This is a genomic window from Pseudomonas bananamidigenes (assembly GCF_001679645.1).
Classification (GTDB): domain Bacteria; phylum Pseudomonadota; class Gammaproteobacteria; order Pseudomonadales; family Pseudomonadaceae; genus Aquipseudomonas; species Aquipseudomonas bananamidigenes.
Map to the genome: position 1 here is coordinate 1 of NZ_LRUN01000064.1, position 22,457 is coordinate 22,457.

Genomic DNA, 22,457 nt, shown 5'->3' on the forward strand with positions numbered 1-22,457 from the left:
TGTGGAGCGAGCTTGCTCGCTCCCACAGGACTCAGTGGTGGTTTTAATACTTACTCGCCACCAAACATCGCCGTCCAGTAGATACCGGCGCTGCTCTTCGGATCGACTGCGTAGGCTGCACCCAGTTCGCGGTACTGCGGGTTCATCAGGTTGGCGCAATGACCAGGACTGGCCAGCCAGCCATCGACCACTTTCTGCACGGTGTCCTGTCCGGCGGCGATGTTCTCGCCGACCTGCTGGCCGCTGTAGCCGGCCAGTTCGGCGCGGTCGCCGGGAGTGCCGCCGTTGCGGTCCTTGTGGTCGAAATAATTGTTGTTGGCCATCTCGCGGCTGTGATCCTGAGCGACGCCACCCAGCACCGCATTCCACGCCAGTGCGCAGCCGCCGAGAATGCCTGACCACCGCACTGGCGCGGCTGGTTGCGGGCGGCATTGATTTGCGTCAGCAGCTTCTGACCCTCGGCTTGCCCGTCACCCAGACGCGCCGACAGCAGTGGCCGCGCCAGGGTGATGCGCCAGTCGCGGTCGGCGCGGCTGACGCCGATGTCGACGAACTGCGGATCCAGCACCACCTGACAGAAACTCTCCTGGATCGCTTTCATGGCCGCCACCGGATCCCGAGGACCGTTGAGGGTGATCGCCTGCACGTTGACCATCGGGTAACTGGCGCTGGCCATGGCCTGCTGCAGATCGACCATGCCACTGGCCGGCAGACGCAGGCGCGGATCGGCCGACAACGGCGGCAATTCGCTGGATGCCTGCGAGCCGCAGCGCTGGGGCTGGCTGCGGTAGCTGTTGATCGACTCGATCAATTGCGACTCGTCGCCGGCCATGGCCGAAGCGGCCAGCGCCAGGCCCGTGGTCAACGCGGCGAATCGCAGAACGGATGGCATGAAGCGCATGGAAATCTCCCTTGGGCTGAGTGCGCCCATGATGCGCGAAACGCCCCGGGGGCGCGCAATGTCTTTTTTCTTCATCAAAGGGTTCCGGTAGCGGAACGTTGTGCCGGATTCTGCCGTCTACAATCTCCGAAGTCCCCGGATTCCGGGCGTTTCAGCCACGTAACACGTTGCCCGCAACGGGCGCTGCCGGAAGAGATCGAACATGAAAATGCACGGGATGATCTGCTGTCTTGTGTTGACCCTGCTGAGCGGTGCGGTGCTGGCCACCGATCAGGCGCCGATCAAGGAAAAGGCCGAAGCAAAAGCCGAGGTACTGGAAGAAAAAGCCGCCGACAAACCCGGTGCGCCCCCCGCGCCGAAGTCCGAAGCGATCACCCCCAGGGAAGTGCAAGCCGTGGATCCGTCCGGCACCGCGCCGCTGGATGATCCCATCACCTGTCTGGCGCGCAGCATCTATTGGGAAGCCAAGGGCAAGGACACGGCGGAAATGGAAGCGGTGGCCAATGTGGTGATGAATCGTCTGGGCCACGACGGTTTTCCGGGCACCGTGTGTGAAGTGGTCAAGCAGGGCTCGGAAGCCAAGGGCTGCCAGTTTTCCTGGTGGTGCGACGGCAAGTCCGATCAGGTCAAGGAAGACGCGGAATATGCGCTGGCCAAGGAAATTGCCGGCAAGGCCCTGAACCGTCAGCTCCCCGATCGTACCCATGGCGCGCTGTATTTTCATGACCACAACGTCGACCCGAACTGGGCGAAAAAGTACACCCGGACCGCCGAGACCGGGAAATTCCTGTTTTACAAACCCAGGGACGGGGAGGCGCGTTAGGCGCAGACCTCTCGCACACAATTGCGCAACCAGCGATGCGCCGGGTCGGCGTCCATGCGGGGGTGCCACAGCATCGACACGCTGATGTCCGGCATGCGCAACGGCAGGTCGAAACTGAACAGGCCCGCTCGCAGTTTGCTGGTGTGACGCTGCGGAACGGTGGCGATCAGGTCGGATTCTCGGACCAGCGTCAGCGCCGCCGAAAAACCGCCGAACGAGGTGACGATATCCCGCGTCAGGCCCAGGGCGAGCAACGCTTCGTCCACCGGACCGCTGCTGCGCCCGCGCCGTGACACCAGAATGTGCTGGCCCGAAGCGAAGCGTCTGGCGCTCACCTTGCCGCTGCTCAACGGATGTCCTTCACGCACCACACCGATCCACTGATCGCGGAACAGGATGCGACTGTGCAGCGTCGGGTCGGTGCTGTCATCGACCACACCGGTCTCCAGATCCACCCGGCCTGTGCGCAGCAACGTGCTGTCCTTGTCGGCCTTTTGCACAAAGCGCAGGCGCACATGGGGTGCTTCCTCGGCGATGCGGGCGAGCAGGGCGGCGGCGAAGGTTTCGACAAAACCGTCGGTGTTGCGCAGGGTAAAGGTGCGGCGTAACTGGCCGGGATCGAGCACTGCTGCCGGACGCAGTACTGCCTCGGCTTCCTGCACCAGATAACCGACCCGGTCGCGCAACTCCAGCGCCCGCGGCGTCGGCACCAGTCCGCGCCCGGCGCGCACCAGCAACGGGTCCCCGGTGGTCTCCCGCAACCGGGCCAGCGCCCGGCTCATGGCGGACGGGCTCAGCCCCAGGCGTGTGGCGGCGCGGGCGACGCTGCCTTCGCTCAGCAGCACGTCGAGGGTGATCAACAGGTTCAGATCGGGTGCATTCATGACATGGCGTTTCATGCAGGTATTGAGTGCAAAGCATGCGTCTTGCGCCGTGTATTGTCGAGGCTCAGGCTATGCCCCATGACTTCTGCCCTGTGAGCCCCCCATGCATCGAGAACCTCTGAGCCCTTCAGCCCGCTGGGCGCTGAGCAGTCTGGCGCTGTCGATGTTGATGCCGTCGCTGGACACCAGCATCGCCAATGCCGGACTGCCGACCCTGGCCGCGGCGTTCGAGGCAACGTTTCAACAAGTGCAGTGGATCGTGCTGGCCTATCTGCTGGCGATCACCACCTTGATTGTCAGCGTCGGGCGGCTGGGGGACGGCTTCGGGCGCCGGCGCTTGCTGATGATCGGCATCGGCATTTTCACCGCCGCCTCGCTGGCTTGCGCACTGGCGCCGAGCCTTGCCTGGCTGATCGGTGCGCGGGCGGTACAAGGCCTCGGTGCGGCGATCATGTTCGCGTTGACCGTGGCACTGGTGGCCGATGCGGTACCCAAATCCAGGGCCGGCAGTGCAATGGGGCTGCTGGCCACCATGTCGGCCACCGGCACGACTCTCGGACCGTCGCTGGGCGGGCTGTTGATGGCCCATGTCGGCTGGCAGTCGATCTTTGTGATCAATGTGCCGCTGGGCTTGCTCAATGCCTGGCTGGTGTACCGCTACCTGCCGGCGGACCGGACAGCACGCAAGTCTGTCGCATTTGACTATCCCGGCTCCGCGCTGCTGATGCTGACACTGGCGGCCTATGCACTGGCGATGACGGTCGAAGGATTCACCCGGACATTGTTGCTGCTCAGCCTGTTGGGGGCGGGGATGTTCATCCTGGTCGAAAAAAGGAGCAGGGCGCCGCTGATTCACTTGTCTCTGTTCGCCGACGCACGAATCAGCGGCAGTCTGGCGCTGACCTTGCTGGTGACGACGGTGATGATGACCACGCTGGTGGTCGGGCCGTTTTATCTGAGCCGGGGATTGGGCCTCACCAGCACGCAAACCGGACTGGTGTTGTCGATCGGACCCATGCTGGCTGCGGTCAGCGGCGTGCCGGCGGGGCGTCTGGTGGATCGTTTCGGTGCGCGGCCAATGGTGCCGGGCGCATTGCTGGGGCTGGCCTGCGGTTGTGGTTTGCTGGCGCTGTTGCCGGTGAGTCTCGGGCTGCTTGCCTATGTCTTGCCGATTACGCTGGTGGCCCTGAGTTATGCGCTGTTTCAGGCTGCCAACAACACCGGTTTGATGGCGGGCGTCGGGCAGGATCAGCGCGGGGTGGTCTCGGCCCTGCTCGGGTTGTCGCGCAATCTGGGGTTGATCACCGGGGCGGCGGCCATGGGCGCGGTGTTTGCCCTGGCTACGGGCAATCCGACGCGGGCGCCGGCCGCGGTCATCGCCGCTGGTTTGCACATGACTTTCGGTGTTGCCACGGCATTGATGCTTGCGGCGCTCGGGCTCGGCGCTTTCACACACTGGCGCCTGGCGTCTCCCGTGCGGGAAAGAACAGCTCAAAGCAGGTGACGCCCTCAACGCTGCTGACGCTGTAGCGACCCTGATGCAATTGCATGATGGTCGCCACGATCGAAAGGCCCAGACCGTTGGATTGGGCTGAACGCTCGCGGGACGGGTCGGCGCGGTAGAAGCGTTCGAACAGCCGCGACAGATGCTCGGGAGCAATCGTCGCTCCGTGATTGCGTACCCGCAGGTAACTGCCATCGGGTTCGGCCATGGCTTCGACCTCTAGCGTCGAGTCCGGCGCACCATACTTGATCGCGTTGGCGCACAGATTGGCCAGGGCCCGGCGCAGCAGCATCGGTTCGGCCCAGATCACGCCGCTGCCATGGGCCTCGATGCTGATGCCGACATCGGCGGCCAGGCCTTCGAAGTAATCGGCAATGCGCTGCATCTCATCACCTGCGTCCAGTTCCTGACGCTGGCTGAGGGCCGTGGCCGGGTCGGTGCGGGCGAGAAACAGCATGTTGTCGAGCATGCGCGCCAGGCGTTCGAGTTCTTCGACGTTGGAGGCGAGCAACTGCTGATAGGCCTCGACGCTGCGGTTCTGTTGCAGGGCGACCTGGGTTTCGCCGAGCAGGTTGTTGATGGGTGTGCGCAGTTCGTGGGCCATGTCGGTGGAGACCTGGCTCAACTGCGCGAAACCTTTGGCGAGGCGATCGAGCATTGCGTTGAAGGCTTCGATCATCGGCTGCAATTCTTTCGGCGTGCCGTGGCTGTCGAGGCGTTCGCCGAGGTTGCCGACGCCGATTCCGTGGGCATGCCGCGCAATCTGCCGCAGCGGCAGCAGGCCGCGATACACCAGCAGGCAACCCACCACCGCCAGCAGCAGCGCTGCCAGTGTCGCCAGGCCATACACGCTGAGCCGGTAATTGGCGAGCATCGCCGTGCGTTCGCTCATCACCTTGGCGATCAGCACCTGCAGATTGCCCTGGTCGCCGGAGTCGATACTGGCCGCCACCGCCGAGAACGGCACGCCGTTGATGCTCGGCAGATGCTGCACATCGTTGAGGGCCATCACATGGTTGATCGGCACGGCGGGTACGGTCGGCAGGGTCAGATTGCCGGGATTGACCACGAACAAGGGTGGTTGCCCCGGCGCGCCGATGGTCAGCAGCGCTTCGCGGTTGCCCAGCATGTTCTGAAACAGCGCCGGTTTGTTCTGGATCAGCTCCAGGGTGTTGCTGTCGTTGAGGATGGTGCGCAACTGGTCGATGCGACTGACCATCTGGATGTCATCGCGGCGGGTCAGTTGCTCATCCAGCGCGTTGTACAGCGCCGCGCCGAGGCCTGCCAGCGCCGCGAAGGCGAGCACCGCGAACACCAGCGCCAGGCGCCACGTCAGGGAGTACGTGCCGGCGGTTTTCATGGCTGGGTATCGAAGCGGTAGCCGATGCCACGCACACTGTGGATCAGCTTGAGCGGGAACGGATCGTCGATCTTCGCCCGCAGGCGGCGCACGGCGACATCGACCACATTGGTGTCGCTGTCGAAATTCATGTCCCACACCCGCGAGGCGATCAACGAGCGGGACAGCACTTGTCCGGTATGAGTGGCGAACAGTTGCAGCAGGGCGAATTCCTTGTTGGTCAGGGTGATCCGGCTGCCGGCGCGGGTGACCCGGCGCTTGAGCACGTCGATCTGCAGATCGGCCATCTGCAATTGCTCGTCTTCGTGAATCGGCCCGCGGCGGGTCAGGGTGCGCAGGCGCGCCACCAGTTCGGCGAAGGAAAACGGCTTGATCAGGTAATCGTCGGCGCCCAGCTCCAGGCCCTTGACCCGGTCGGCGATGTCGTCCCGGGCGGTGAGGAACAGCACCGGCGTGTCGGCTTCCCTGCGCAGCCGGCGCAGAACCTCCCAACCGTCCATTTTCGGCATCATCACATCCAGCACGATCACGTCGAAGTCGTGTTCCAGCGCCAGGTGCAGACCGTCGGCGCCGTCCCGGGCCAGGCTCACGTTGTAACCCAGTTCCTGCAAGCCGTTGAGCAGGTAGTTGCCGGCCTTGGGTTCGTCTTCGACGACAAGGATAATCATGGACGCGCCTCAATGGTCATTGGTGCAGCCGCTGCCTTGCACTTGATAATCCAGCACATGTTCGCGGCCCTGGTGGTCGAGGTAATCGAGCCGTGCGGGGATGACGCCGCAGGTCTGGGAAATATCGGTGCTGGAGAGGACTTTGTCGACATCCAGATGCACGTAGAAGCCGTTGGTGTCGTGAATCACCGTGCGCTCGGGCATTTGTGCGGCGAACACGGAACCGGTGGCGAGGAGGGCGGTGAAGGCCAGGATCAGGGTTTTCATGATGAGTCACTCGTATCGGTGAAGTGGATCGGCAGGTGTGCCGGAACAACTTCAGGCTACCGGGCGATCCGCTCGGCAAACCGACAACTCCATGACAAAGCTGTAATGAAACCCCGAAAATACAAATCCCCTGCGCGGGCAGGGGATTGTTTTGCCAGGTGTGGTTTTCAACTGCCGTGGGTGCTGAGAATGCTCGCGATCTGCTGCGGCTGGCAGTTGAGGTACGGCGAGGATTTCAGCCAATGCTGATCCGGGTACCAGGAAAACATGTACTGGCCGTCCTTCAGGCTGTCGATCACCCGCCGGGCGACTTGCGGACGCACCGCCGGGCAACCCTGGCTGCGACCCAGCCGGCCCGTGCGTTTGCTCCAGAACAGATTCACGTAATCGGCGGCGTGGATCACGATGGCGCGGTCGCGGGCCATGTCGTTGACGCCCGGCTCCAGACCGTCCATGCGCAGCGAATAACCATGGGTGCCTTCGTAACTTTCCTGGGTGCGGAACAGTCCAAGGCTGGACTGGAAACTGCCTTCACGGTTGGAGAAGCGCGTGGCGAAGTTATCGCCGGAATTCGAGCCGTGGGCGACCAGGTCACGCAGGATCAGCTTTTTCCGTGTCAGGTCGAAAATCCACAGACGCCGCTCGGTGGACGGTTGCGAATAGTCGATGATCGCCAGGTGCCGGGACTGTTTCGCACCGTTGTTGATCGCGCATTGCATGGCGTTCAAGGCACCTTTCAGCGCCTGGGGATTGAGTTCCGGCGCGGCGTGGGCGAGGCTGTTGTAGAGAACCGGCGAAGGGGTGCCGGCGGCAAGAACCTGACTGGTCACCAGCCCCATGGCAGCGGCAGTCAGCAGAAGTCGGCGCAAAAACGTCAACATTTATAGTGAGTCCTCACTGGCTACTTGTTTGGCACTTTGGCTCCTGACGTCCAGTCGTCCCCGGCCCGGCCCGCGAATCGGACCTGACTGTATCACCGCACCTGATGTAAGGTTGACCGTCAATCAAGACGGCCATGGATTGGAGTAAAGCAGTTGTTCAAAAAGTACGCATGCTACTTGAGCATTTGTCTGCTCGCTGCGCCGTTTGTCGTTTGTGCTCAAGAGCCGTTGCCGGCACTGCCGACGCTGCCGGTGGAAGCGCCCGTGGAGCCGCAAAGTCCGTTGCAGGCCGCGTTGATCAGTCTGCCTCAGGCCTGCCCGGCGATAGCCGCCCGCCTCAGTGGCCCGGCCCTGGAACAACTGCAGGCGTTCTACCGGCAGCAGGACTGGATGCCGGTGTGGGCCGCAGCCGGACAATTGCCGGCCTTGCATGCGCAATTGCAATCGTTGGCCGACGATGGCCTCAATCCGAAACGCTATCCGGTCGCTGACACGGCTCCGCAGGACGGCGAGCTGTGTGCCGACATCGACATCAGCCGCAACTACCTGCAGGCCTTGCAGGACCTGCATTACGGTCGTTTGCTGCAGTCACACTTCGAACCGCTGTGGCACGCCGACGATACGCCCCGCGACCGTCAGGCCGAGCTGCTCGCGATCGCCGTGCCGGGCATGCATGACGTCGCCGCCGCCTTCGATCTGGCCCGCCCGCGCCTGGTGCAATACCGGAATCTGCGTCATCTCTACGCCGCACAACGCCTGCAGGCCTTGCCGCACTGGCAACCGGTGGGCAACGGGCCGCTGTTGCGCCCGGACATGGAAGACAAACGCGTGCCGGATCTGGCCAGACGGTTGTACAGCGAAGGTTATCTGAGCAGTGTGGTCGGCACGCCGGACAACGCTTATCACGGTGTGCTGGTGGAGGCGGTGAAGAGTTTTCAGGCGAGTCATTCGTTGCAGGCCGACGGTGTGGTCGGGCCGGGGACCATTGCCGAGATGAACATCAGCCCGCTGACCCGCCGCGAACAACTGCGGATCAACCTGGAGCGTTTCCGCTGGCTGGCTCAGGACATGGAGCCCGATGGTTTGCTGGTCAACGTCGCCGCTGCCGAACTGACCCTGTATCAGGGCGGCCTGCCGGTGTGGCAGACCCGCACCCAGGTCGGGCGCGCCGAGCGCCAGACGCCGTTGCTCAAATCCCGCGTGACGCGCCTGACGCTGAACCCGACCTGGACCGTGCCGCCGACCATCTGGAAGGAAGACAAACTGCCGGAGATCCGCAAGGACCAGACCTTCCTCAGTCGTCAGAACCTGCAAGTGCTCGATGCCAACGGTCAGCCGCTGGCTGCTGCCGACATCGACTGGGACAACCCCGGCAACATCCTTCTGCGCCAGGACGCCGGGCCACGCAATCCGCTGGGGCAGATGGTCATCCGTTTCCCCAATCCCTTCTCCGTTTACCTGCACGACACGCCGAGCAAGGCACTGTTCGATAAAGGCCCACGGGCATTCAGTTCCGGTTGTGTACGGGTCGAGCATCCGATGAAACTGCGCGACTACCTGCTCAGCCCGGCAGAAAGAGCCCGTACCGACACCTTGCTGGCCACCGGCACCACCCATGAATTTCGCCTGAGCAATCCGGTGCCGATCCTGATGACCTACTGGACGGCCCAGGTCGACGGGCAGGGCCGGGTGATCTATGCGCCGGACATCTACAGCCATGACAGCGCGTTGCTGGCGGGGCTGGACCGGGCGCACTGATCCTCAGCGGCTGGCGCGTTTCCAGAAGCGTCGCGCCAGCCACGCATCCACGCTCAACCTGCCGGCACCGGCGAACACCAGCGGCACCAGCGCCGCCAGGTAAATCGCCGGCAGCTTGAAGTTGCCGAAGCCCTTGTTGGTGATCGCGTAACCCTGGGCCAGTTCGCTCAACGACGACCAGTCTGCCGGCCAGTGCACGGCGGCGGTGGCGACCACCGTCACGACGATCAGTGAAATGGCCGAGATCCGCGTCCCGAGACCGATCAGGATTGCCAGTGCGCAGATCAGCTCGGCCCACATCGACAGCTCCCAGTTCAGCGTCGCCGGCAAGTGGTCGAAGGGAAACGGGAAACGGTCCTGAATGTCTTCGAACCAGTTCTGGCCGTTGAATTTCTCCAGGCCCGATTCGAAAAACTCCCAGGCGATGAACAGGCGCAGGGTCAGCGGCGCCAGCCACTGGCCGGCGCGATCGAGGTTCAGGTGCAGGCCTTTGACGGCGGTCGAGAGGGCGGTTGTCATGGGATAACTCCATTCAAGCAAGGGAAAAAGGGGCACCGGGATGCCCCGTGAAGAGGGTTATTCGCCGGCGCCGCACTTACCTTCACCGCATTTGCCTTCCGAGGTTTTTTCCGGGGTATCGGCCTGGGCCTGAGTCTGGCTGTAACCGTGATCCAGTTGCTTGACGCTGAACGCTTCGGAAGCCGAAGCCGCGTTGGACAGGGCAATACCGCCGGCCAGCAGCAGGCCGAGGGTCAAAGCGTTTTTCGAGAGCTTGGTCATGGTGAATCTCCAATAGACAATGTGAGTTCAAAGGCTTGATCGGGGCTGCCGATCGACAGGCTCATTTGAACGTCGGGCTGTATCGGGGATGTGTCGCGAAGGCTCGGATTTATGCGCGGGATGTGTCGGGCGTCGGGCCGTACACACTGCGATACACAGACTGCTTAAAAACTGTGGGAGCGAGCCTGCTCGCGACAGCGGCGGGTCAGACGCCGAGGATGCCGGCCGTGCCGGCCTCATCGCGAGCAGGCTCGCTCCCACAATGGATCTCCAATTATTCCGAATGTGTGATTTGCCTCAGCCCCGCAGCGTCTAGCCACCGTGTCCCCGCAAATCCCATGGGGCGAGACTTCGAGACCCGGCATGCAAGCGCTGTTGAACGAGATCCTTGACGCAGTCCGGCCCCTGATCGGGCAGGGCAAGGTGGCTGACTACATTCCCGCCCTCGGCACCGTGCCGCCCGATCAACTGGGCATCGCCGTATATGGCAATGACGGCGAGATGTATTGCGCCGGCGATGCCGAGACGCTGTTCTCGGTGCAGAGTATTTCCAAGGTGTTCAGCCTGGTTCAGGCCATCGAACACTCCGGCGAGGCGATCTGGGAGCGACTGGGCCACGAGCCGTCCGGTCAGCCGTTCAACTCGCTGGTGCAGCTGGAATTCGAACGGGGCCGTCCGCGCAATCCGTTCATCAATGCCGGGGCGCTGGTGATCTGTGACATCAACCAGTCGCGCTTCGCCGCGCCGGCCTTGTCGATGCGCGATTTCGTGCGGCGGCTTTCGGGCAATCCGCAAGTGATGGTCGATGGCAAAGTCGCCGATTCCGAATACCAGCACCGCGCACGCAATGCGGCAATGGCTTACCTGATGCAATCCTTCGGCAATTTCCACAACGATGTCGAAGCCGTGCTGCGCAGCTATTTCAGTCACTGTGCGTTGCGCATGAGCTGTATCGACCTGGCCCGGGCATTCTGTTTCCTGGCCAACGACGGCTATTGCAAGCACAGCGGCGAACAGATCCTGACCCGCCGCCAGACCCAGCAAGTCAACTCGATCATGGCCACCAGCGGTCTCTACGACGAAGCCGGCAACTTCGCCTACCGCGTCGGCCTGCCGGGCAAAAGCGGCGTCGGCGGCGGCATCGTTGCGGTGGTGCCGGGTCAGTTCACGGTGTGCGTGTGGTCGCCGGAGCTGAACACGGCGGGCAACTCGCTGGCGGGCATGGCGGCGCTGGAAATGCTCAGTTCGCGGATCGGCTGGTCGGTGTTCTGAGCCTGTGTTGCTTTGAGGGTGGGCAAGCTATACATTTTCCGGCCGCCCTCAATATGGTGAATCCGCTCCATGTCTCTCGCGCTCGAACGTCTCGTCGCCGGCACGCCCATCCCTTTCGCCGGTAACCGCGTCACCGTGGTCAGCCCCGAACTGGCCGAGCGTTTCCGACCCGGCGATCACCTGTTGGTGGAGCAGGTGAGCGGCGAGCTGTTGCTGATTCCGGTGGCGGATCAGCAAGCGGCCTCGGTGGCGATCGAGCGTGCAGCGGCCGCATTTACAGCGTTGTCCGGTGTGGCGGATGAAGCGATCAGCCGCTTCTTCGATCTGTTCGCTCAACGCCTGGAAAACCCGGACGCCTGGGCGCTGATCGAAAACGCCAACCTCGCCGACATCGAACGGGCCAAGGCACGCGGTCGATCCACGACCCGCTTGCTCGCCGATGAGCGCATGCGCCGCGACATGATCGCCGGCCTGCGCGCCTGGCGTGATGCGCCGGCCACCCGTGGCAAAGTGATCAGCAGCGTCGAGCATGACGGCTGGAAGGTCGAGCAGGTGGTGTCGCCGCTGGGCATCGTCGCGTTCGTGTTCGAAGGTCGGCCAAATGTCTTTGCCGATGCCGCAGGCGTACTGCGTACCGGCAACACCGCCGTGCTGCGCATTGGCAGCGATGCCTTGGGCACCGCGCAGGCCATCGTCACTCACGCCCTGAATCCGGCGCTGGCCAATGCCGGTCTGCCGGCAGGTGCGGTCTCGCTGGTGGAGAGCGTCAACCACGCCGCCGGTTGGGCGATGTTCGCCGACCGGCGTCTGTCGCTGGCCGTGGCCCGTGGTTCGGGCCGTGCTGTCAGCCAGTTGGGCAGCATCGCCCAGCAGGCCGGCACCGCCGTCAGCCTTCACGGCACCGGTGGCGCATGGCTGATCGCTGACCGTGATGCCGACGCCAAACGCTTCGCCGCCGTGGTGCGCAATTCGCTGGATCGCAAGGTCTGCAACACCTTGAATGTCTGCCTGATCCAGCGCGACCGTGCCGCTGAACTGGTGCCGTTGTTCCTCGATGCCTTGCAGCAGGCCGGAACCGCGCGTGGTCAGGGCTGCAAATTGCACATTGTCGAAGGCAGCGAAAGTTACTTGCCGGGCGACTGGCAGAGCGCGACGGTCGAGGTCTATCGCGCCGAGGGATACCGGACCGAAGCCCAGGCCGAGCCACTGCCCGAAGCAAAACTGGGACGCGAGTGGGAATGGGAAGAAACCCCGGAAACCAGCCTGATGATCGTCGACGATCTGGATCAGGCCATCTCACTGTTCAACCGCTACAGCCCGCAGTTCACCGTGTCGTTGATCAGCGAAGATGCTATGGCTCAGGAGCGTTTCTACAACGCGGTCAACGCGCCGTTCGTGGGCAACGGCATTACCCGTTGGGTCGATGGCCAGTACGCGCTGAACAAGCCGGAGCTGGGCCTTTCGAACTGGGAAAGCGGTCGCCTGTTCGCCCGTAGCGCGATTCTTTCGGGTGACGGTGTGTTCACTGTGCGCAGCCGCATGACGCAAATCGATCTGGGTGTAAAACGCTAAAACCCAAACGCCGCGCCTGTCGCAATGACAGGCGCGGCGTTTTCGTTTCACTGGGCGGTGGCGGCGGATTCGATCAGGCTGGCCACGGCTTTGGGATTCGACACCATCACCACATGGGACGCGCCCCTGACCACCACGGTCTTTTTGGCGTGCGCCCGTTCGGCCATGAACGCCATGGCTTGCGGCGGAATGTTCTTGTCCTTGTCGCCGTACACGAACCACGACGGAATCGTTTTCCACGCCGGCTCGCTGGCGGCCTCGTTCAACGCCGCTTCGGTGACCGGGCGCTGGGTCGCAGCCATCAGTTTCGCGTCGGCGTTCGGTACGTCGGCGGCGAACTGGCCGTGGAACTTGTCCTGCTGGATGTACAGATCCTTGCCTCCGTCCTTCAGGGCAACGGGCGGCGCGAGGGTCGGGCCGAGGGTGCTGCCGGGGAATTTGCCGGCCAGTCCGGCCACGGTTTCACCGGTTTCGGGCGCAAACGCGGCGACATACACCAAGGCTTTCACATTGGCGTTGCCGTACGCGGCTTCGCTGATGACCGGCCCGCCGTAGGAGTGGCCGACCAGCACCACAGGTGATTTGATCCCGGCCAGCACGTCGGCAACCGATTGCGCATCACCCTTGAGGGTACGCAACGGGTTGGCGGCGGCGACCACCGGATAGCCGTCCTTTTCCAGAATCTTCACCACACCGTTCCAGCTGCTGGAATCGGCGAAGGCACCATGCACCAGCACCACGGTGGGTTTCTCGGCAGCTATCGCCGAAGTCGCGGCTGCCATGGCAGCGGTAAGAGCCAGTCCTGCAAACAGTTTGTTCATCGAATGTTCCTTGTGTCGGGAGGAGGAATGCAGCGTTCGGGCTTATTCAAGGCGCTGGCTGTATCGCTGATGTGTCCGCCTCCCGGCGCGGGTGCATGGAACTGTGTCTGGCGGGGCGCTGGCTACACGCTGATACAAAGCAAACGCCCCGGCAGGTGCGGGGCGTTCGGTTCAGGCGGCATCGACCGATTGGCCGTAGACCGCGCAGGTCGTTGGTTGCTCGGCCAGCGAGACGAAGGTGCGGCGATCCGCTGTCAGGGCATCGATGGAGCCGGTCTCGATGTCGTAGACCCAGCCGTGCAGGTTGAGCAGGCCTTTTTCCTGGGCCAGGCGCACGCTCGGGTGGGTCTGGATGTTCGCCAGTTGCGCGATCACGTTCTCGCGCACCATCGAACTGAGCTTGGCGGCGTCATTGGCGTGTGGCCGCGATTCATTGACCACTTTCGCCGACGCTGCGTGTTGCAGCCAGCCGCTGACGGCGGGCAGGTGATCCATGCACTTGCACTGGGCTATGGCAGTCATCGCCCCGCAATCGGAGTGGCCGCAGATCACGATGTCGGTGACGCCGAGCACCGCTACCGCGTATTCCACCGTCGCTGAAACGCCGCCCGGATGCGGGCTGTAGGACGGCACGATATTGCCGGCGTTGCGGATCACGAACAGCTCGCCGGGCTCCTGTTGCGTCAGCAGCTCGGGCACGACACGGCTGTCGGAGCAGGTGATGAACAAGGTGCCTGGCGTCTGAGTGGTCGCCAGATACTTGAACAGTTCGGTGCGTTGCGGAAAGGCTTCGCTCTGGAACTTCAGGAAGCCTTCGATCAGGTTTTTCATGGTGTTGTCCTCTCAGTTCGAACAGCCAGTACCGAATTCGCTGTATTGAAGAACGTGTTTTGCGCCGTGACTGTCCAGGTAGGTCATCTCGACCGGCACTACGCCGCAGATATCGGCCACCGGGGTGATGCTTACGACCTGCGCGATGTCCAGTTGCATGCCGTAGCGATAGGCGCCGACCTCTTCATCAGCCTGGGCCTGGGCGGCGAGGCCGGCGAGCAGGACCAGGGTCAACAGAATTTTTTGCATGGGGCAGCCTCCAGACGAATGTGGTGACGACTTGGCAAATCAGGTTGGGGTGGGCCCACACGCGGGGTGCGAGCCCGGACGGGTCAGAACGGACGCAGCGGGAGGAACTTGCCGTCGAGGGTGACCACCGCGCGGGAGCCGCCTTCAGGGTCTTCGACTTTCTTGATGTCGAGCTTGAAGTTGATCGCGCTGATGATGCCGTCACCGAACTGCTCGTGAACCAGTGCCTTCAGGGTGGTGCCGTAGATCTGGATCATCTCGTGGAAGCGGTAGATGGTCGGGTCGGTCGGCACACCGTCGAGGCTGCCGCGCAGCGGGATGATTTGCAGGGCGGCGACGTCTTCGGCGCTCAGCTCAAGCTTGTCGCCGACCACTTCGGCAGCGGCTTTTGGCAGCGGGTGCTGGCCGAGCAGGGCGGCGGTGACGTAGGCCAGGCTCAGACCGGTGCCGTCGGCCAGATCCTGCCACGACAGATTCTTCTGCGCTTTGGCGTCCAGCGCGCGGGTGGTCAGGGCGATGCGGCTGTCGTTGTAGGCTTGGGATTGCATGGTGCTTCTCCTTTAGGGGTTGGCTTGCTGTGTGGGGTTCATCTTCTGCTGATTGATCCATAGCGTCCAAGACCGATATACAATGCAAGGCATAAGTACAGCCTATAGATGGAGCGTCCCATGCTGCTGCGACATTTGCGTTACCTGCTGGCCGTGGCCGATCACGGCGGCTTCACCCGGGCGGCCGAGGCGCTGCATGTGTCGCAGCCGACCTTGTCGCAGCAGATCCGTCAACTGGAGGAAAGCCTGGGGGTGGAGCTGTTCGACCGCACCTCGCGCTCGGTCAGACCCACCGATGCCGGCGAGGCCTATATCGAATGCGCGCGGCGGGTGCTGGTGGAACTGGAAGCGGGCAAGCGTGCGTTGCATGACGTGAAGGATCTGTCCCGAGGCTCGCTGCGCCTGGCCATGACGCCGACATTCATGGCGTATCTGATCGGGCCGTTGGTGCGTGATTACGTGGCGCGGTATCCGGGGATCCACCTGGAGATTTTCGAGCTGTCGATGGATGACATCGAGGCGGGGCTGGCAGATGACTCGCTGGATATCGCAATTGCCTTTGCCCCGGTGCGCAGTCCCGACATTGAGTGCATTCCGGCATTTGTCGAGACGCTGGGGGTGATGGTCGGGCGTGAGCATCCGTTGTATGACAGTGCTGCAGTGCTGACGCCGGATGACATTGCGCAACTGGATTTCGCGCTGTTGACGCCGGATTTCATTACGCGCGTGTCGATTGATGAGTATTTCCGGCAGCACGGCATCACGCCCAAGGTGCAGATCGAGGTGAACTCGGTGAGTTCGTTGCTGGAAGTGATTCGGTATGCGCCGATTGCGACCATGCTGCCGGAGGCGATTGCCACCGAGGATCGGGCGTTGCGCCGTTTACGTGTGGAGAGTGAGGCGCCGCAGCGAGGGGCGGCGTTGTTGCGGCGCAAGAATAACTATCACAGTGCGGCGGCGGTGGCGTTCATGGAAATGGTGTTGGAAAAACGTTCATGAACAGGGTTTGCGATCAATAAAAAGGGCCTGCTCCTTATCGGCAGCAGGCCCTTTTGTTTATTGAAGTTGCAACTTAGCAGAACCGATCAATCACCCGGACTTCGTTCTTGTTCTGCGTCGAATCCCATGCCTGTTTCAGCGTTTGCAGAACATTACCGATGAAGTCCTTGTCGGCCGCGGCTTTCTTGCCGACATAGCCCTGGCCGCGACGGTACATCTTCAGGCGGGCCAGCAGGTTCTGGTTGTTCCGGTCGAACTCTTCTTCACCAGCATGGGGCGACAGGCAGTCGATATGGACCTGACCCGACTTGCTGATCCACAGAATATGGCTGTCGTGGCTGTCTTTTTTTGCCGCGAACATACGAGCCAGTTCTTCGATAGTAGGTTGATTGTTCAGATTCATGATATTGCCCCTTGACCAGTCTGGTGATCTTTCAAAGTTGATTCGCTAATACAGGTAGCCCATCGGTTAGTTGATCCCTGGCACCGAAACCAGGACGTCAGCGGTCGCCCGTGTGAAGTACGGGGTCATGCATCTGTTGCATGTAGTCGTGTTGAATAACTGCTACGCAATAGCGTCACAACGAGGAGAAGCAGCGAAAACCGGGAGGCTCCTTGACGACGTTTTCGGGGTCGACCACAAGCGTCTTGAGAATTTTCGCCAGCGCTTCTCGTCCTTGTACTGGACGTTCAGGCCAGGTCAGCTTCTTCAATCTGCCTTGTGGGCAGCGTGTATCCGGAAAAAACAGCCCGGCGGTCAGACGAGCTTGCTCAAGCGTGTTACCAGTGCTCCCGATCGGGGAGATGTCTGCATCATGCAAAAGCCAAACGACGCCGTCAACGGTTTTGTAGTGATTATTTTTGGTCACTACATATTGTCGGACAAAGTCATTCCGGAATGAGAAAAGGGTGATTCAGGCAGCGTCAGAGGGGCTGCCAAGGCTGTAGAAAGTGCAGGGATAGCCATCGACGATGCGTTGCTGGCGGGTGAATTCGCCGCCACTCAACTCGTTGATCACCTTCGCCCAGAAGCGCCGCGCCGGCAGGTTGGCATCGACATGGAAAATCTGCCATCGCCCGGGCAAGTGGCTCAAGAGGGCGGAGGCGACAAACTGCGCGACGCCTTGGCCACGCCAACGCCGGCTGACGAAGAAATAGCCGATGTTGTAATCGGCGCCTTCGATGAGAAGGTGATCATCGACGGTCACGAAGCCTGCCAGTTCGCCGTCGACGTGGATCAGGAACGGTCGGGTTCCCGGCTGGCGCCAGTAATCGTCCTTCATCTGGATCGGGAAAAATCCATGCTCCGCGAGCTTCAGCGGCAGCCATTCGCTGAAGTCGTAGGTGTAGAACTGCATGAGGTTTTCAAGGGTGTCCAGTTCGTCGCGCCGGGCGACGCGCAGTTCGATGACAGACATGCCGCTGGCTCCTGACAATCACCGCACAAACAGTAGCGCGCAACGAATTATTTGGCAGCCGGTTTTGCAGGGCGTTTGCCGGTGCCGGTGGGTTTGCGTCGGGTGGTCTTGCGTTTGTTTTTCCAGGGGGCAGCGGCCTTGCCTGCAGGTGGTGGGCCGCTGATGGTCAGGCTCAGGCCGGCGCAACGGCTCACCTGCTTGCTCATCCAAGCAGCCTGTTTGGTGACGAACTCTTCCAGGCTCATTTCTCCGCTCTGCACCATGTCCAGCGCCTGTTCCCAGATTGCCGTCGTGCCCGGGTCGGCAATCGCCCGGGGCACCGCGTCGATCAGGCTGAACGCGGCAGGTGTGGCGGACAGGGCCTTGCCGTTCTTCATCAGATAACCGCGATCCAGCAAGCCTTGAATGATCGAAGCACGGGTGGCCTCGGTGCCGATGCCGGTGGTGTCCTTGAGTTTCTGCTTGAGCAGCGGGTCTTCCACCAGTCTGGCGACGTTCTTCATCGCCTTGATCAGGTCGCCTTCGGTGTAGGGCTTGGGTGGCTGCGTCCACAGGTCCTTGAGCTTCACGTCAGCGATAGCGCACTGGACGCCCTGGCTGAGCGTCGGCAAGGTTTGTGGTGCAGGGGCTTCGCGGCCCTTGGCCGGGGCCAGTGCTTCCGGCAGCGCACGTTTCCAGCCCGGTTCGATGATCTGCTTGCCGACGGCGCGCAGGGCTTCACCGGCGCAGTCGAAATCGGCCTGGGTGCGATCGTATTCATGATCGGGCAGAAATTGCGCCAGATACCGTGCACGAATCAAGGTGTATACCGCACGGTGCTTGCCGGTCAGGCGCTCCAGATTCTTCGCGGCAGCGGTGGGGATGATGCCGTGGTGAGCGCTGACCCTGGCGTCATTCCAGGCGCGGGAGCGGCGCTGCGGCTCCAGATGATCGCGCAAGGCTTCCAGGCCCGGATCGGCCTGACGCAACGCCGCGAGAATCCCCGGCGCTTCGCCGTGCTGGCTCAGGGGCAGGTAGCCGCAATCGCTGCGGGGGTAGGTGATGACCTTGTAGGTTTCGTAGAGGGCCTGGGCGATGTCGAGGGTTTCCTGGGCGCCGAGGCCGAGCTTCTTCGAACAGACTTCCTGCAAGGTGCCGAGATCGAAGGGCAGGGGGGCCACTTCGCGCATGCGCTCGGTACGCAGTTTGACCACCCGGGCGCTGGCAGCGCTGCTGATTGCGGCAGCCGCTCGCTGGGCCAGTGCCTGATCGAGGCAACGTTCCTGATCGTCACAGGCATCGCCCGGTGCGCGCCATTGTGCCGTGAACGGCGTGCCGTCGTGCAGCAATTGCACATCAATGGCCCAGTACGCCACCGGCACGAAGTCGGCAATGCTGCGGTCGCGATCCACCACCAGCCGCAGGGTCGGCGTCTGCACCCGGCCAACCGGCAGCACGCCTTGATAGCCCGATTGCCGACCGAGCAAGGTGAACAGGCGACTCATGTTCATTCCGATCAGCCAGTCGGCCCGTGAGCGCCCCAGGGCCGAGTGATACAGGCTGAAGGTTTCGGCGCCCGGTTTGAGTGCGGCCAGGGCCTTGCGAATCGACGCCTCATCCAGCGCCGACAGCCACAAGCGGCGGATCGGCCCTCGATAGCGGCAATGTTCCACCAGTTCCCGGGCGATCATTTCGCCTTCACGGTCGGCGTCAGTGGCGATGATCAGTTCGCTGGCCTCGCCCAGCAGGCGCTTGACCGCCTTGTACTGGCTGGCAGTGCGCGGCTTGACGGTCATTTTCCATTGGTCGGGGATGATCGGCAGGTCCGCCAGCACCCAGCGTTTGTAGCGGGCGTCGTAGGCATCGGGCGGCGCGGTTTCCAGCAGGTGGCCGATGCACCAGGTCACCGTGACGTCCGTTCCCAGCCAGCAGCCGTCGCCCCGGCGCCTGGCGCCGAGCACGGCCGCAATATCCTTGGCCTGGGAAGGTTTTTCACAGAGGTACAGCCGCATAACCACCATCGTCGATCATTGCCCGAAGAGGCGCACAGAATGGCCTGACTCGGGCGTCGGGGCAACTTTTATCTGTATGGATATACAGATAAAAGGATTGCTGGTCATGACAGCCTGCGTCGGGGCAAGCGGGGACGCTATCGAGAAATCGAATGGCGCTCACACCCGGCACTGTGTCAGGTTCGACTCGCCTCAACAGGGCGAGTGACAGGACGATCTCGCCAGAAGATCGCCGTTTTACTGTCTGACACTGACTCTTCAGCAACAAGGACGTACACCATGTCTCAACCTTCCTCCCGGGCCAGCAGCGCCTTCACTGCCGTCGACGCTTTCAGCCACCTGTATGACCGCGGCACCGGAACCGTCAATGGCAAACCGTCGTTCACCGCCGACCAGGCCGCTGACGAAATCCTGCGCAAAGGCATGTCGTGGCAGGACAAGAATGCCGACGGCAAGATCGATCTGACTTATACGTTCCTCACCGAAAAACCGTCGAACTACAACCCCAAACTGGGCAACTTCAGCGAGTTCAGCGCCCTGCAGAAGGCCCAAGCCGTGCTGTCGATGCAATCGTGGTCGGACGTGGCCAACGTCACCTTCACCGAAGGCAAGGGCGGCGACGGTCACATGACCTTCGGCAACTACGATGTCAGCACCGGCGGCGCGGCGTTTGCCTACCTGCCGCAGGGCAGCAGCTATGACGGTCAGTCGTGGTACCTGATCAATGATCAATATCAGGTCAACAAGACTCCGGGCACCAACAATTACGGACGCCAGACCCTGACCCACGAAATCGGCCACACCCTCGGCCTGTCGCACCCGGGCGCCTACAACGCCGGCAATGGCAATCCGACCTACAACGATGCCAAGTACGCCGAAGACACCCGCGGCTACAGCCTGATGAGCTACTGGAGCGAAGCCAACACCGACCAGAATTTCAGCAAGGACGGCAGTGGCGCTTACGCCTCGGCACCGTTGCTGGACGACATCGTCGCCGTGCAGAAACTCTACGGCGCCAACTACGAAACCCGGGCCGATGACACCGTGTACGGTTTCAACTCCAACGCTGGTCGTGATTACTACAGCGCGACTTCCAACGCCTCCAAGCTGGTGTTCTCGGTGTGGGACGGCGGCGGCAACGACACCCTGGACTTCTCGGGTTTCAGCCAGAACCAGAAGATCAACCTCAACGAAGGTTCGTTCTCCGACGTTGGCGGCCTGGTGGGCAACGTGTCTATCGCCTATGGCGTGACCGTGGAAAATGCCGTTGGCGGTTCGGGCGATGACTTGTTGATCGGCAACAGCGCGGCCAACGAACTGACCGGCGGTGCCGGCAATGACATCATCTACGGCGGTGGCGGCGGCGACACGCTGTGGGGCGGTGAAGGCGCGGACACCTTCGTGTTCGGCGCAGCCAGCGATTCGACCATGACCGCACCGGACTGGATCATGGATTTCACCAGCGGTCTGGACAAGATCGACCTGTCCGGGATTGCCGGTTTCGCGTCGGGTGCGGCCACGCTGAACTTCGTCAGCGGCTTCACCGGGCATGCGGGCGACGCGATCCTCACTTACTTTGCTCAGACCAACCAGACCAGCCTGATGATCGACCTCACAGGCCAGGGTTCGGTGGACTTTGCAGTGGGTGTGGTGGGGCAGGCCGTGGCGAGCGATATCGTCGCCTGATCTGAAAACGGAAAACCGCAGCCCTCAGCGGCTGCGGTTTTTTATGAGCGAAAAAACCGTTCGGCTGCGAACCCGACGCAAGCGCGCCGCATGGGTTATACCTGAACCGGTCTCTCAGCCGTTGTCAGGAGCACCCGATGAAAACCTCCGGTCCCAGTCCCGTCATCACCATCGCCGAGCAGCCAGGCTGCGTGTTGGTGAAGTTCCACGGCATTCAGGTCGCCGCCTCGGCCCGAGCACTGGTGCTGCTTGAAGCCAACTATCCGCCGGTCTACTACATCCCCCGCGAAGACATCGACGAAAAGTATTTCACCCGCACTGACCACACGAGTTATTGCCCCTACAAGGGCGACGCCAATTACTTCAGTCTGCAAGTGCCCGGACATGAGGGCGCGAACGCGGTGTGGACGTACGAACAACCGAAGATTTCGGTCAGCCAGATCAAGGACTACGTCGCGTTCTATCCCGACCAGGTGAAGTTTGAATTGCTCGAGGGGGAAGTCTGAACGCATGCACATGTGATAAGCCAACCTATCCTGTGGCGAGGGAGCTTGCTCCCGCTCGGCGGCGCAGCCGTCGCAAAAACCTGGAGCGCGACATTGCAGGTATCGGAGTCGCTTCGCGACCCGGCGGGAGCAAGCTCCCTCGCCACAGGGGATAGTTTCCGACTTTTCCTACGTTGTTCGCAGCGACAGATCTTTAGCTCAGGCACTAGTTTTGATGGAGGTATTCATCATCAGAGAAGTAACTAAATGCCTGTACGACCACAATCACATCGACTTCGACGAGGGCGTTGCTCCGAAGTCGGACGCGCTTACCTGATCACCACAGTGGTGTACCGACGCCGAAGGATTTTTGAGGATTGGCGATTGGGGCGCTTGCTGGTGAACGAGCTTCGACGATGTCACGAGCGGAAATGGGTTAATTCGATTGCCTGGGTGGTCATGCCGGATCATTTGCACTGGCTGGTTCAACTTGAAGAAGTTGGGCTGGAGCGCCTCATGCAGACGGTCAAGTCCCGCAGCACGCTGACGATCAATCGCGCACTGAAGCAAAGGGGGGCATTCTGGCAAACCGGTTTTCACGACAGGGCGATCCGCGATGACGTCGACCTCAAGCCATATGCCCGCTATATCGTGGCCAATCCTTTGCGAGCCGGCCTGGTCGAACGTATTGGTGATTATGCTTTGTGGGATGCCTGCTGGCTCCCAACTTGAATTTTGAACTGACTCAACCTGTGGCGA

24 protein-coding genes and 1 pseudogene are annotated in these 22,457 nt (G+C 62.1%); 9 read left to right on the forward strand and 16 right to left on the reverse strand.

What is annotated here, in order from left to right:
• Window positions 1–50 precede the first annotated feature (50 nt).
• A pseudogene (locus BBF94_RS21435) lies at window positions 51–901 on the reverse strand (CAP domain-containing protein).
• Window positions 902–1,103: 202 nt separating this feature from the next.
• Here BBF94_RS21435 and BBF94_RS21440 point away from each other — a divergent pair.
• A complete protein-coding gene (locus BBF94_RS21440) occupies window positions 1,104–1,724 on the forward strand; it encodes a cell wall hydrolase (RefSeq protein WP_065260965.1) in 621 nt (206 codons plus the stop codon).
• Here the strand turns inward: BBF94_RS21440 and BBF94_RS21445 are convergent.
• Window positions 1,721–2,608 carry a LysR family transcriptional regulator gene (locus tag BBF94_RS21445; RefSeq protein ID WP_065260966.1) on the reverse strand — a complete coding sequence of 296 codons (888 nt, stop codon included), beginning with the start codon at window positions 2,606–2,608 and terminating at the stop codon, window positions 1,721–1,723. The two genes, BBF94_RS21440 and BBF94_RS21445, sit on opposite strands and share 4 nt — an antisense overlap.
• 103 nt (window positions 2,609–2,711) lie before the next feature.
• Here BBF94_RS21445 and BBF94_RS21450 point away from each other — a divergent pair, with 103 nt between their 5' ends.
• Window positions 2,712–4,112 (forward strand): MFS transporter, encoded by a 1,401-nt coding sequence (locus BBF94_RS21450; protein ID WP_065260967.1) that lies wholly within the window; start codon window positions 2,712–2,714, stop codon window positions 4,110–4,112.
• Here BBF94_RS21450 and BBF94_RS21455 read toward each other — a convergent pair.
• The 4 genes from BBF94_RS21455 to BBF94_RS21470 all read right to left on the reverse strand — a co-directional run bounded on the left by BBF94_RS21455 (window position 4,057) and on the right by BBF94_RS21470 (window position 7,288).
• Window positions 4,057–5,472: a heavy metal sensor histidine kinase gene (locus BBF94_RS21455; protein WP_065260968.1), complete on the reverse strand. Its 1,416-nt coding sequence runs from the start codon at window positions 5,470–5,472 to the stop codon at window positions 4,057–4,059. The genes BBF94_RS21450 and BBF94_RS21455 overlap by 56 nt on opposite strands.
• Window positions 5,469–6,140 carry a heavy metal response regulator transcription factor gene (locus BBF94_RS21460; RefSeq protein WP_065260969.1) on the reverse strand — a complete coding sequence of 224 codons (672 nt, stop codon included), beginning with the start codon at window positions 6,138–6,140 and terminating at the stop codon, window positions 5,469–5,471. The genes BBF94_RS21455 and BBF94_RS21460 overlap by 4 nt, the downstream gene beginning before the upstream one ends.
• 9 nt (window positions 6,141–6,149) lie before the next feature.
• Window positions 6,150–6,407 (reverse strand): DUF2790 domain-containing protein, encoded by a 258-nt coding sequence (locus BBF94_RS21465; RefSeq protein WP_065260970.1) that lies wholly within the window; start codon window positions 6,405–6,407, stop codon window positions 6,150–6,152.
• Window positions 6,408–6,574: 167 nt separating this feature from the next.
• A complete protein-coding gene (locus BBF94_RS21470; protein WP_065260971.1) occupies window positions 6,575–7,288 on the reverse strand; it encodes a murein L,D-transpeptidase catalytic domain family protein in 714 nt (237 codons plus the stop codon).
• A gap of 153 nt (window positions 7,289–7,441) precedes the next feature.
• Here BBF94_RS21470 and BBF94_RS21475 point away from each other — a divergent pair, with 153 nt between their 5' ends.
• Window positions 7,442–9,046, forward strand: a complete 1,605-nt coding sequence (locus BBF94_RS21475) for a L,D-transpeptidase family protein (protein ID WP_065260972.1) — start codon at window positions 7,442–7,444, stop codon at window positions 9,044–9,046.
• 3 nt (window positions 9,047–9,049) lie between these two features.
• Here the strand turns inward: BBF94_RS21475 and BBF94_RS21480 are convergent, their stop codons facing one another.
• On the reverse strand, window positions 9,050–9,565 hold the full coding sequence (locus tag BBF94_RS21480) for an HvfX family Cu-binding RiPP maturation protein (RefSeq protein WP_065260973.1): 516 nt from the start codon (window positions 9,563–9,565) through the stop codon (window positions 9,050–9,052).
• Between the two features lie 57 nt (window positions 9,566–9,622).
• A complete protein-coding gene (locus BBF94_RS21485; RefSeq protein ID WP_065260974.1) occupies window positions 9,623–9,826 on the reverse strand; it encodes an HvfA family oxazolone/thioamide-modified RiPP metallophore in 204 nt (67 codons plus the stop codon).
• Window positions 9,827–10,189: 363 nt separating this feature from the next.
• Here BBF94_RS21485 and glsB point away from each other — a divergent pair, with 363 nt between their 5' ends.
• Entirely contained in the window at window positions 10,190–11,098 is a 909-nt protein-coding gene (glsB, locus tag BBF94_RS21490) for a glutaminase B (RefSeq protein WP_065260975.1), read from the forward strand.
• 69 nt (window positions 11,099–11,167) lie between these two features.
• Window positions 11,168–12,670, forward strand: a complete 1,503-nt coding sequence (locus BBF94_RS21495) for an aldehyde dehydrogenase family protein (RefSeq protein WP_065260976.1) — start codon at window positions 11,168–11,170, stop codon at window positions 12,668–12,670.
• Between the two features lie 47 nt (window positions 12,671–12,717).
• Here the strand turns inward: BBF94_RS21495 and BBF94_RS21500 are convergent, their stop codons facing one another.
• The 4 genes from BBF94_RS21500 to cynS form a co-directional block, all read right to left on the reverse strand.
• On the reverse strand, window positions 12,718–13,491 hold the full coding sequence (locus BBF94_RS21500; protein ID WP_065260977.1) for an alpha/beta fold hydrolase: 774 nt from the start codon (window positions 13,489–13,491) through the stop codon (window positions 12,718–12,720).
• 171 nt (window positions 13,492–13,662) lie between these two features.
• A complete protein-coding gene (locus BBF94_RS21505) occupies window positions 13,663–14,322 on the reverse strand; it encodes a carbonic anhydrase (RefSeq protein ID WP_065260978.1) in 660 nt (219 codons plus the stop codon).
• A gap of 12 nt (window positions 14,323–14,334) precedes the next feature.
• Complete coding sequence (locus BBF94_RS21510; protein WP_065260979.1) at window positions 14,335–14,571, reverse strand: DUF2790 domain-containing protein; 237 nt, start codon at window positions 14,569–14,571, stop codon at window positions 14,335–14,337.
• A gap of 83 nt (window positions 14,572–14,654) precedes the next feature.
• Complete coding sequence (cynS, locus tag BBF94_RS21515; RefSeq protein ID WP_011334741.1) at window positions 14,655–15,119, reverse strand: cyanase; 465 nt, start codon at window positions 15,117–15,119, stop codon at window positions 14,655–14,657.
• A gap of 120 nt (window positions 15,120–15,239) precedes the next feature.
• On the opposite strand from cynS, the gene cynR reads away from it, so the two are divergent.
• Window positions 15,240–16,118: a transcriptional regulator CynR gene (gene cynR, locus BBF94_RS21520; protein ID WP_065260980.1), complete on the forward strand. Its 879-nt coding sequence runs from the start codon at window positions 15,240–15,242 to the stop codon at window positions 16,116–16,118.
• Window positions 16,119–16,191: 73 nt separating this feature from the next.
• On the opposite strand, the gene BBF94_RS21525 is transcribed toward cynR, so the two are convergent.
• From BBF94_RS21525 to BBF94_RS21540, 4 genes are all read right to left on the reverse strand, one after another.
• A complete protein-coding gene (locus tag BBF94_RS21525) occupies window positions 16,192–16,521 on the reverse strand; it encodes a hypothetical protein (RefSeq protein WP_065260981.1) in 330 nt (109 codons plus the stop codon).
• A gap of 175 nt (window positions 16,522–16,696) precedes the next feature.
• Window positions 16,697–16,987 carry a hypothetical protein gene (locus tag BBF94_RS28040; protein WP_176704493.1) on the reverse strand — a complete coding sequence of 97 codons (291 nt, stop codon included), beginning with the start codon at window positions 16,985–16,987 and terminating at the stop codon, window positions 16,697–16,699.
• Window positions 16,988–17,032: 45 nt separating this feature from the next.
• The gene (locus BBF94_RS21535; protein WP_065260983.1) at window positions 17,033–17,536 is read right to left on the reverse strand and encodes a GNAT family N-acetyltransferase; all 504 of its coding nucleotides are present in this window, start codon (window positions 17,534–17,536) and stop codon (window positions 17,033–17,035) included.
• Window positions 17,537–17,583: 47 nt separating this feature from the next.
• On the reverse strand, window positions 17,584–19,527 hold the full coding sequence (locus tag BBF94_RS21540) for a DNA topoisomerase III (RefSeq protein ID WP_065260999.1): 1,944 nt from the start codon (window positions 19,525–19,527) through the stop codon (window positions 17,584–17,586).
• A gap of 279 nt (window positions 19,528–19,806) precedes the next feature.
• Between BBF94_RS21540 and BBF94_RS21545 the strand changes: the two genes are divergently transcribed.
• The 3 genes from BBF94_RS21545 (at window position 19,807) to BBF94_RS21555 (ending at window position 22,430) form a co-directional block, all read left to right on the forward strand.
• A complete protein-coding gene (locus tag BBF94_RS21545) occupies window positions 19,807–21,213 on the forward strand; it encodes a serralysin family metalloprotease (protein ID WP_065260984.1) in 1,407 nt (468 codons plus the stop codon).
• Between the two features lie 137 nt (window positions 21,214–21,350).
• Window positions 21,351–21,719, forward strand: coding sequence for a DUF427 domain-containing protein (locus BBF94_RS21550; protein ID WP_065260985.1), 369 nt, complete (start codon window positions 21,351–21,353; stop codon window positions 21,717–21,719).
• 246 nt (window positions 21,720–21,965) lie between these two features.
• Window positions 21,966–22,430, forward strand: coding sequence for an REP-associated tyrosine transposase (locus BBF94_RS21555; protein WP_065260986.1), 465 nt, complete (start codon window positions 21,966–21,968; stop codon window positions 22,428–22,430).
• Window positions 22,431–22,457: the final 27 nt, after the last annotated feature.

What these genes read in the sequence shown, in the direction of transcription:
- BBF94_RS21510 (WP_065260979.1), bottom strand. Translation starts at nt 14,571, where the DNA reads ATGCAAAAAATTCTGTTGACCCTGGTCCTGCTCGCCGGCCTCGCCGCC.
- BBF94_RS21445 (WP_065260966.1), bottom strand. Translation starts at nt 2,608, where the DNA reads ATGAATGCACCCGATCTGAACCTGTTGATCACCCTCGACGTGCTGCTG.
- BBF94_RS21455 (WP_065260968.1), bottom strand. Translation starts at nt 5,472, where the DNA reads ATGAAAACCGCCGGCACGTACTCCCTGACGTGGCGCCTGGCGCTGGTG.
- BBF94_RS21500 (WP_065260977.1), bottom strand. Translation starts at nt 13,491, where the DNA reads ATGAACAAACTGTTTGCAGGACTGGCTCTTACCGCTGCCATGGCAGCC.
- BBF94_RS21555 (WP_065260986.1), top strand. Translation starts at nt 21,966, where the DNA reads ATGCCTGTACGACCACAATCACATCGACTTCGACGAGGGCGTTGCTCC.
- BBF94_RS21495 (WP_065260976.1), top strand. Translation starts at nt 11,168, where the DNA reads ATGTCTCTCGCGCTCGAACGTCTCGTCGCCGGCACGCCCATCCCTTTC.
- BBF94_RS21550 (WP_065260985.1), top strand. Translation starts at nt 21,351, where the DNA reads ATGAAAACCTCCGGTCCCAGTCCCGTCATCACCATCGCCGAGCAGCCA.
- BBF94_RS21440 (WP_065260965.1), top strand. Translation starts at nt 1,104, where the DNA reads ATGAAAATGCACGGGATGATCTGCTGTCTTGTGTTGACCCTGCTGAGC.
- BBF94_RS21540 (WP_065260999.1), bottom strand. Translation starts at nt 19,527, where the DNA reads ATGCGGCTGTACCTCTGTGAAAAACCTTCCCAGGCCAAGGATATTGCG.
- BBF94_RS21480 (WP_065260973.1), bottom strand. Translation starts at nt 9,565, where the DNA reads ATGACAACCGCCCTCTCGACCGCCGTCAAAGGCCTGCACCTGAACCTC.
- BBF94_RS21535 (WP_065260983.1), bottom strand. Translation starts at nt 17,536, where the DNA reads ATGTCTGTCATCGAACTGCGCGTCGCCCGGCGCGACGAACTGGACACC.
- BBF94_RS21450 (WP_065260967.1), top strand. Translation starts at nt 2,712, where the DNA reads ATGCATCGAGAACCTCTGAGCCCTTCAGCCCGCTGGGCGCTGAGCAGT.
- BBF94_RS21470 (WP_065260971.1), bottom strand. Translation starts at nt 7,288, where the DNA reads ATGTTGACGTTTTTGCGCCGACTTCTGCTGACTGCCGCTGCCATGGGG.
- BBF94_RS21460 (WP_065260969.1), bottom strand. Translation starts at nt 6,140, where the DNA reads ATGATTATCCTTGTCGTCGAAGACGAACCCAAGGCCGGCAACTACCTG.
- BBF94_RS21465 (WP_065260970.1), bottom strand. Translation starts at nt 6,407, where the DNA reads ATGAAAACCCTGATCCTGGCCTTCACCGCCCTCCTCGCCACCGGTTCC.
- BBF94_RS21545 (WP_065260984.1), top strand. Translation starts at nt 19,807, where the DNA reads ATGTCTCAACCTTCCTCCCGGGCCAGCAGCGCCTTCACTGCCGTCGAC.
- BBF94_RS21525 (WP_065260981.1), bottom strand. Translation starts at nt 16,521, where the DNA reads ATGAATCTGAACAATCAACCTACTATCGAAGAACTGGCTCGTATGTTC.
- cynR (WP_065260980.1), top strand. Translation starts at nt 15,240, where the DNA reads ATGCTGCTGCGACATTTGCGTTACCTGCTGGCCGTGGCCGATCACGGC.
- cynS (WP_011334741.1), bottom strand. Translation starts at nt 15,119, where the DNA reads ATGCAATCCCAAGCCTACAACGACAGCCGCATCGCCCTGACCACCCGC.
- glsB (WP_065260975.1), top strand. Translation starts at nt 10,190, where the DNA reads ATGCAAGCGCTGTTGAACGAGATCCTTGACGCAGTCCGGCCCCTGATC.
- BBF94_RS21485 (WP_065260974.1), bottom strand. Translation starts at nt 9,826, where the DNA reads ATGACCAAGCTCTCGAAAAACGCTTTGACCCTCGGCCTGCTGCTGGCC.
- BBF94_RS21505 (WP_065260978.1), bottom strand. Translation starts at nt 14,322, where the DNA reads ATGAAAAACCTGATCGAAGGCTTCCTGAAGTTCCAGAGCGAAGCCTTT.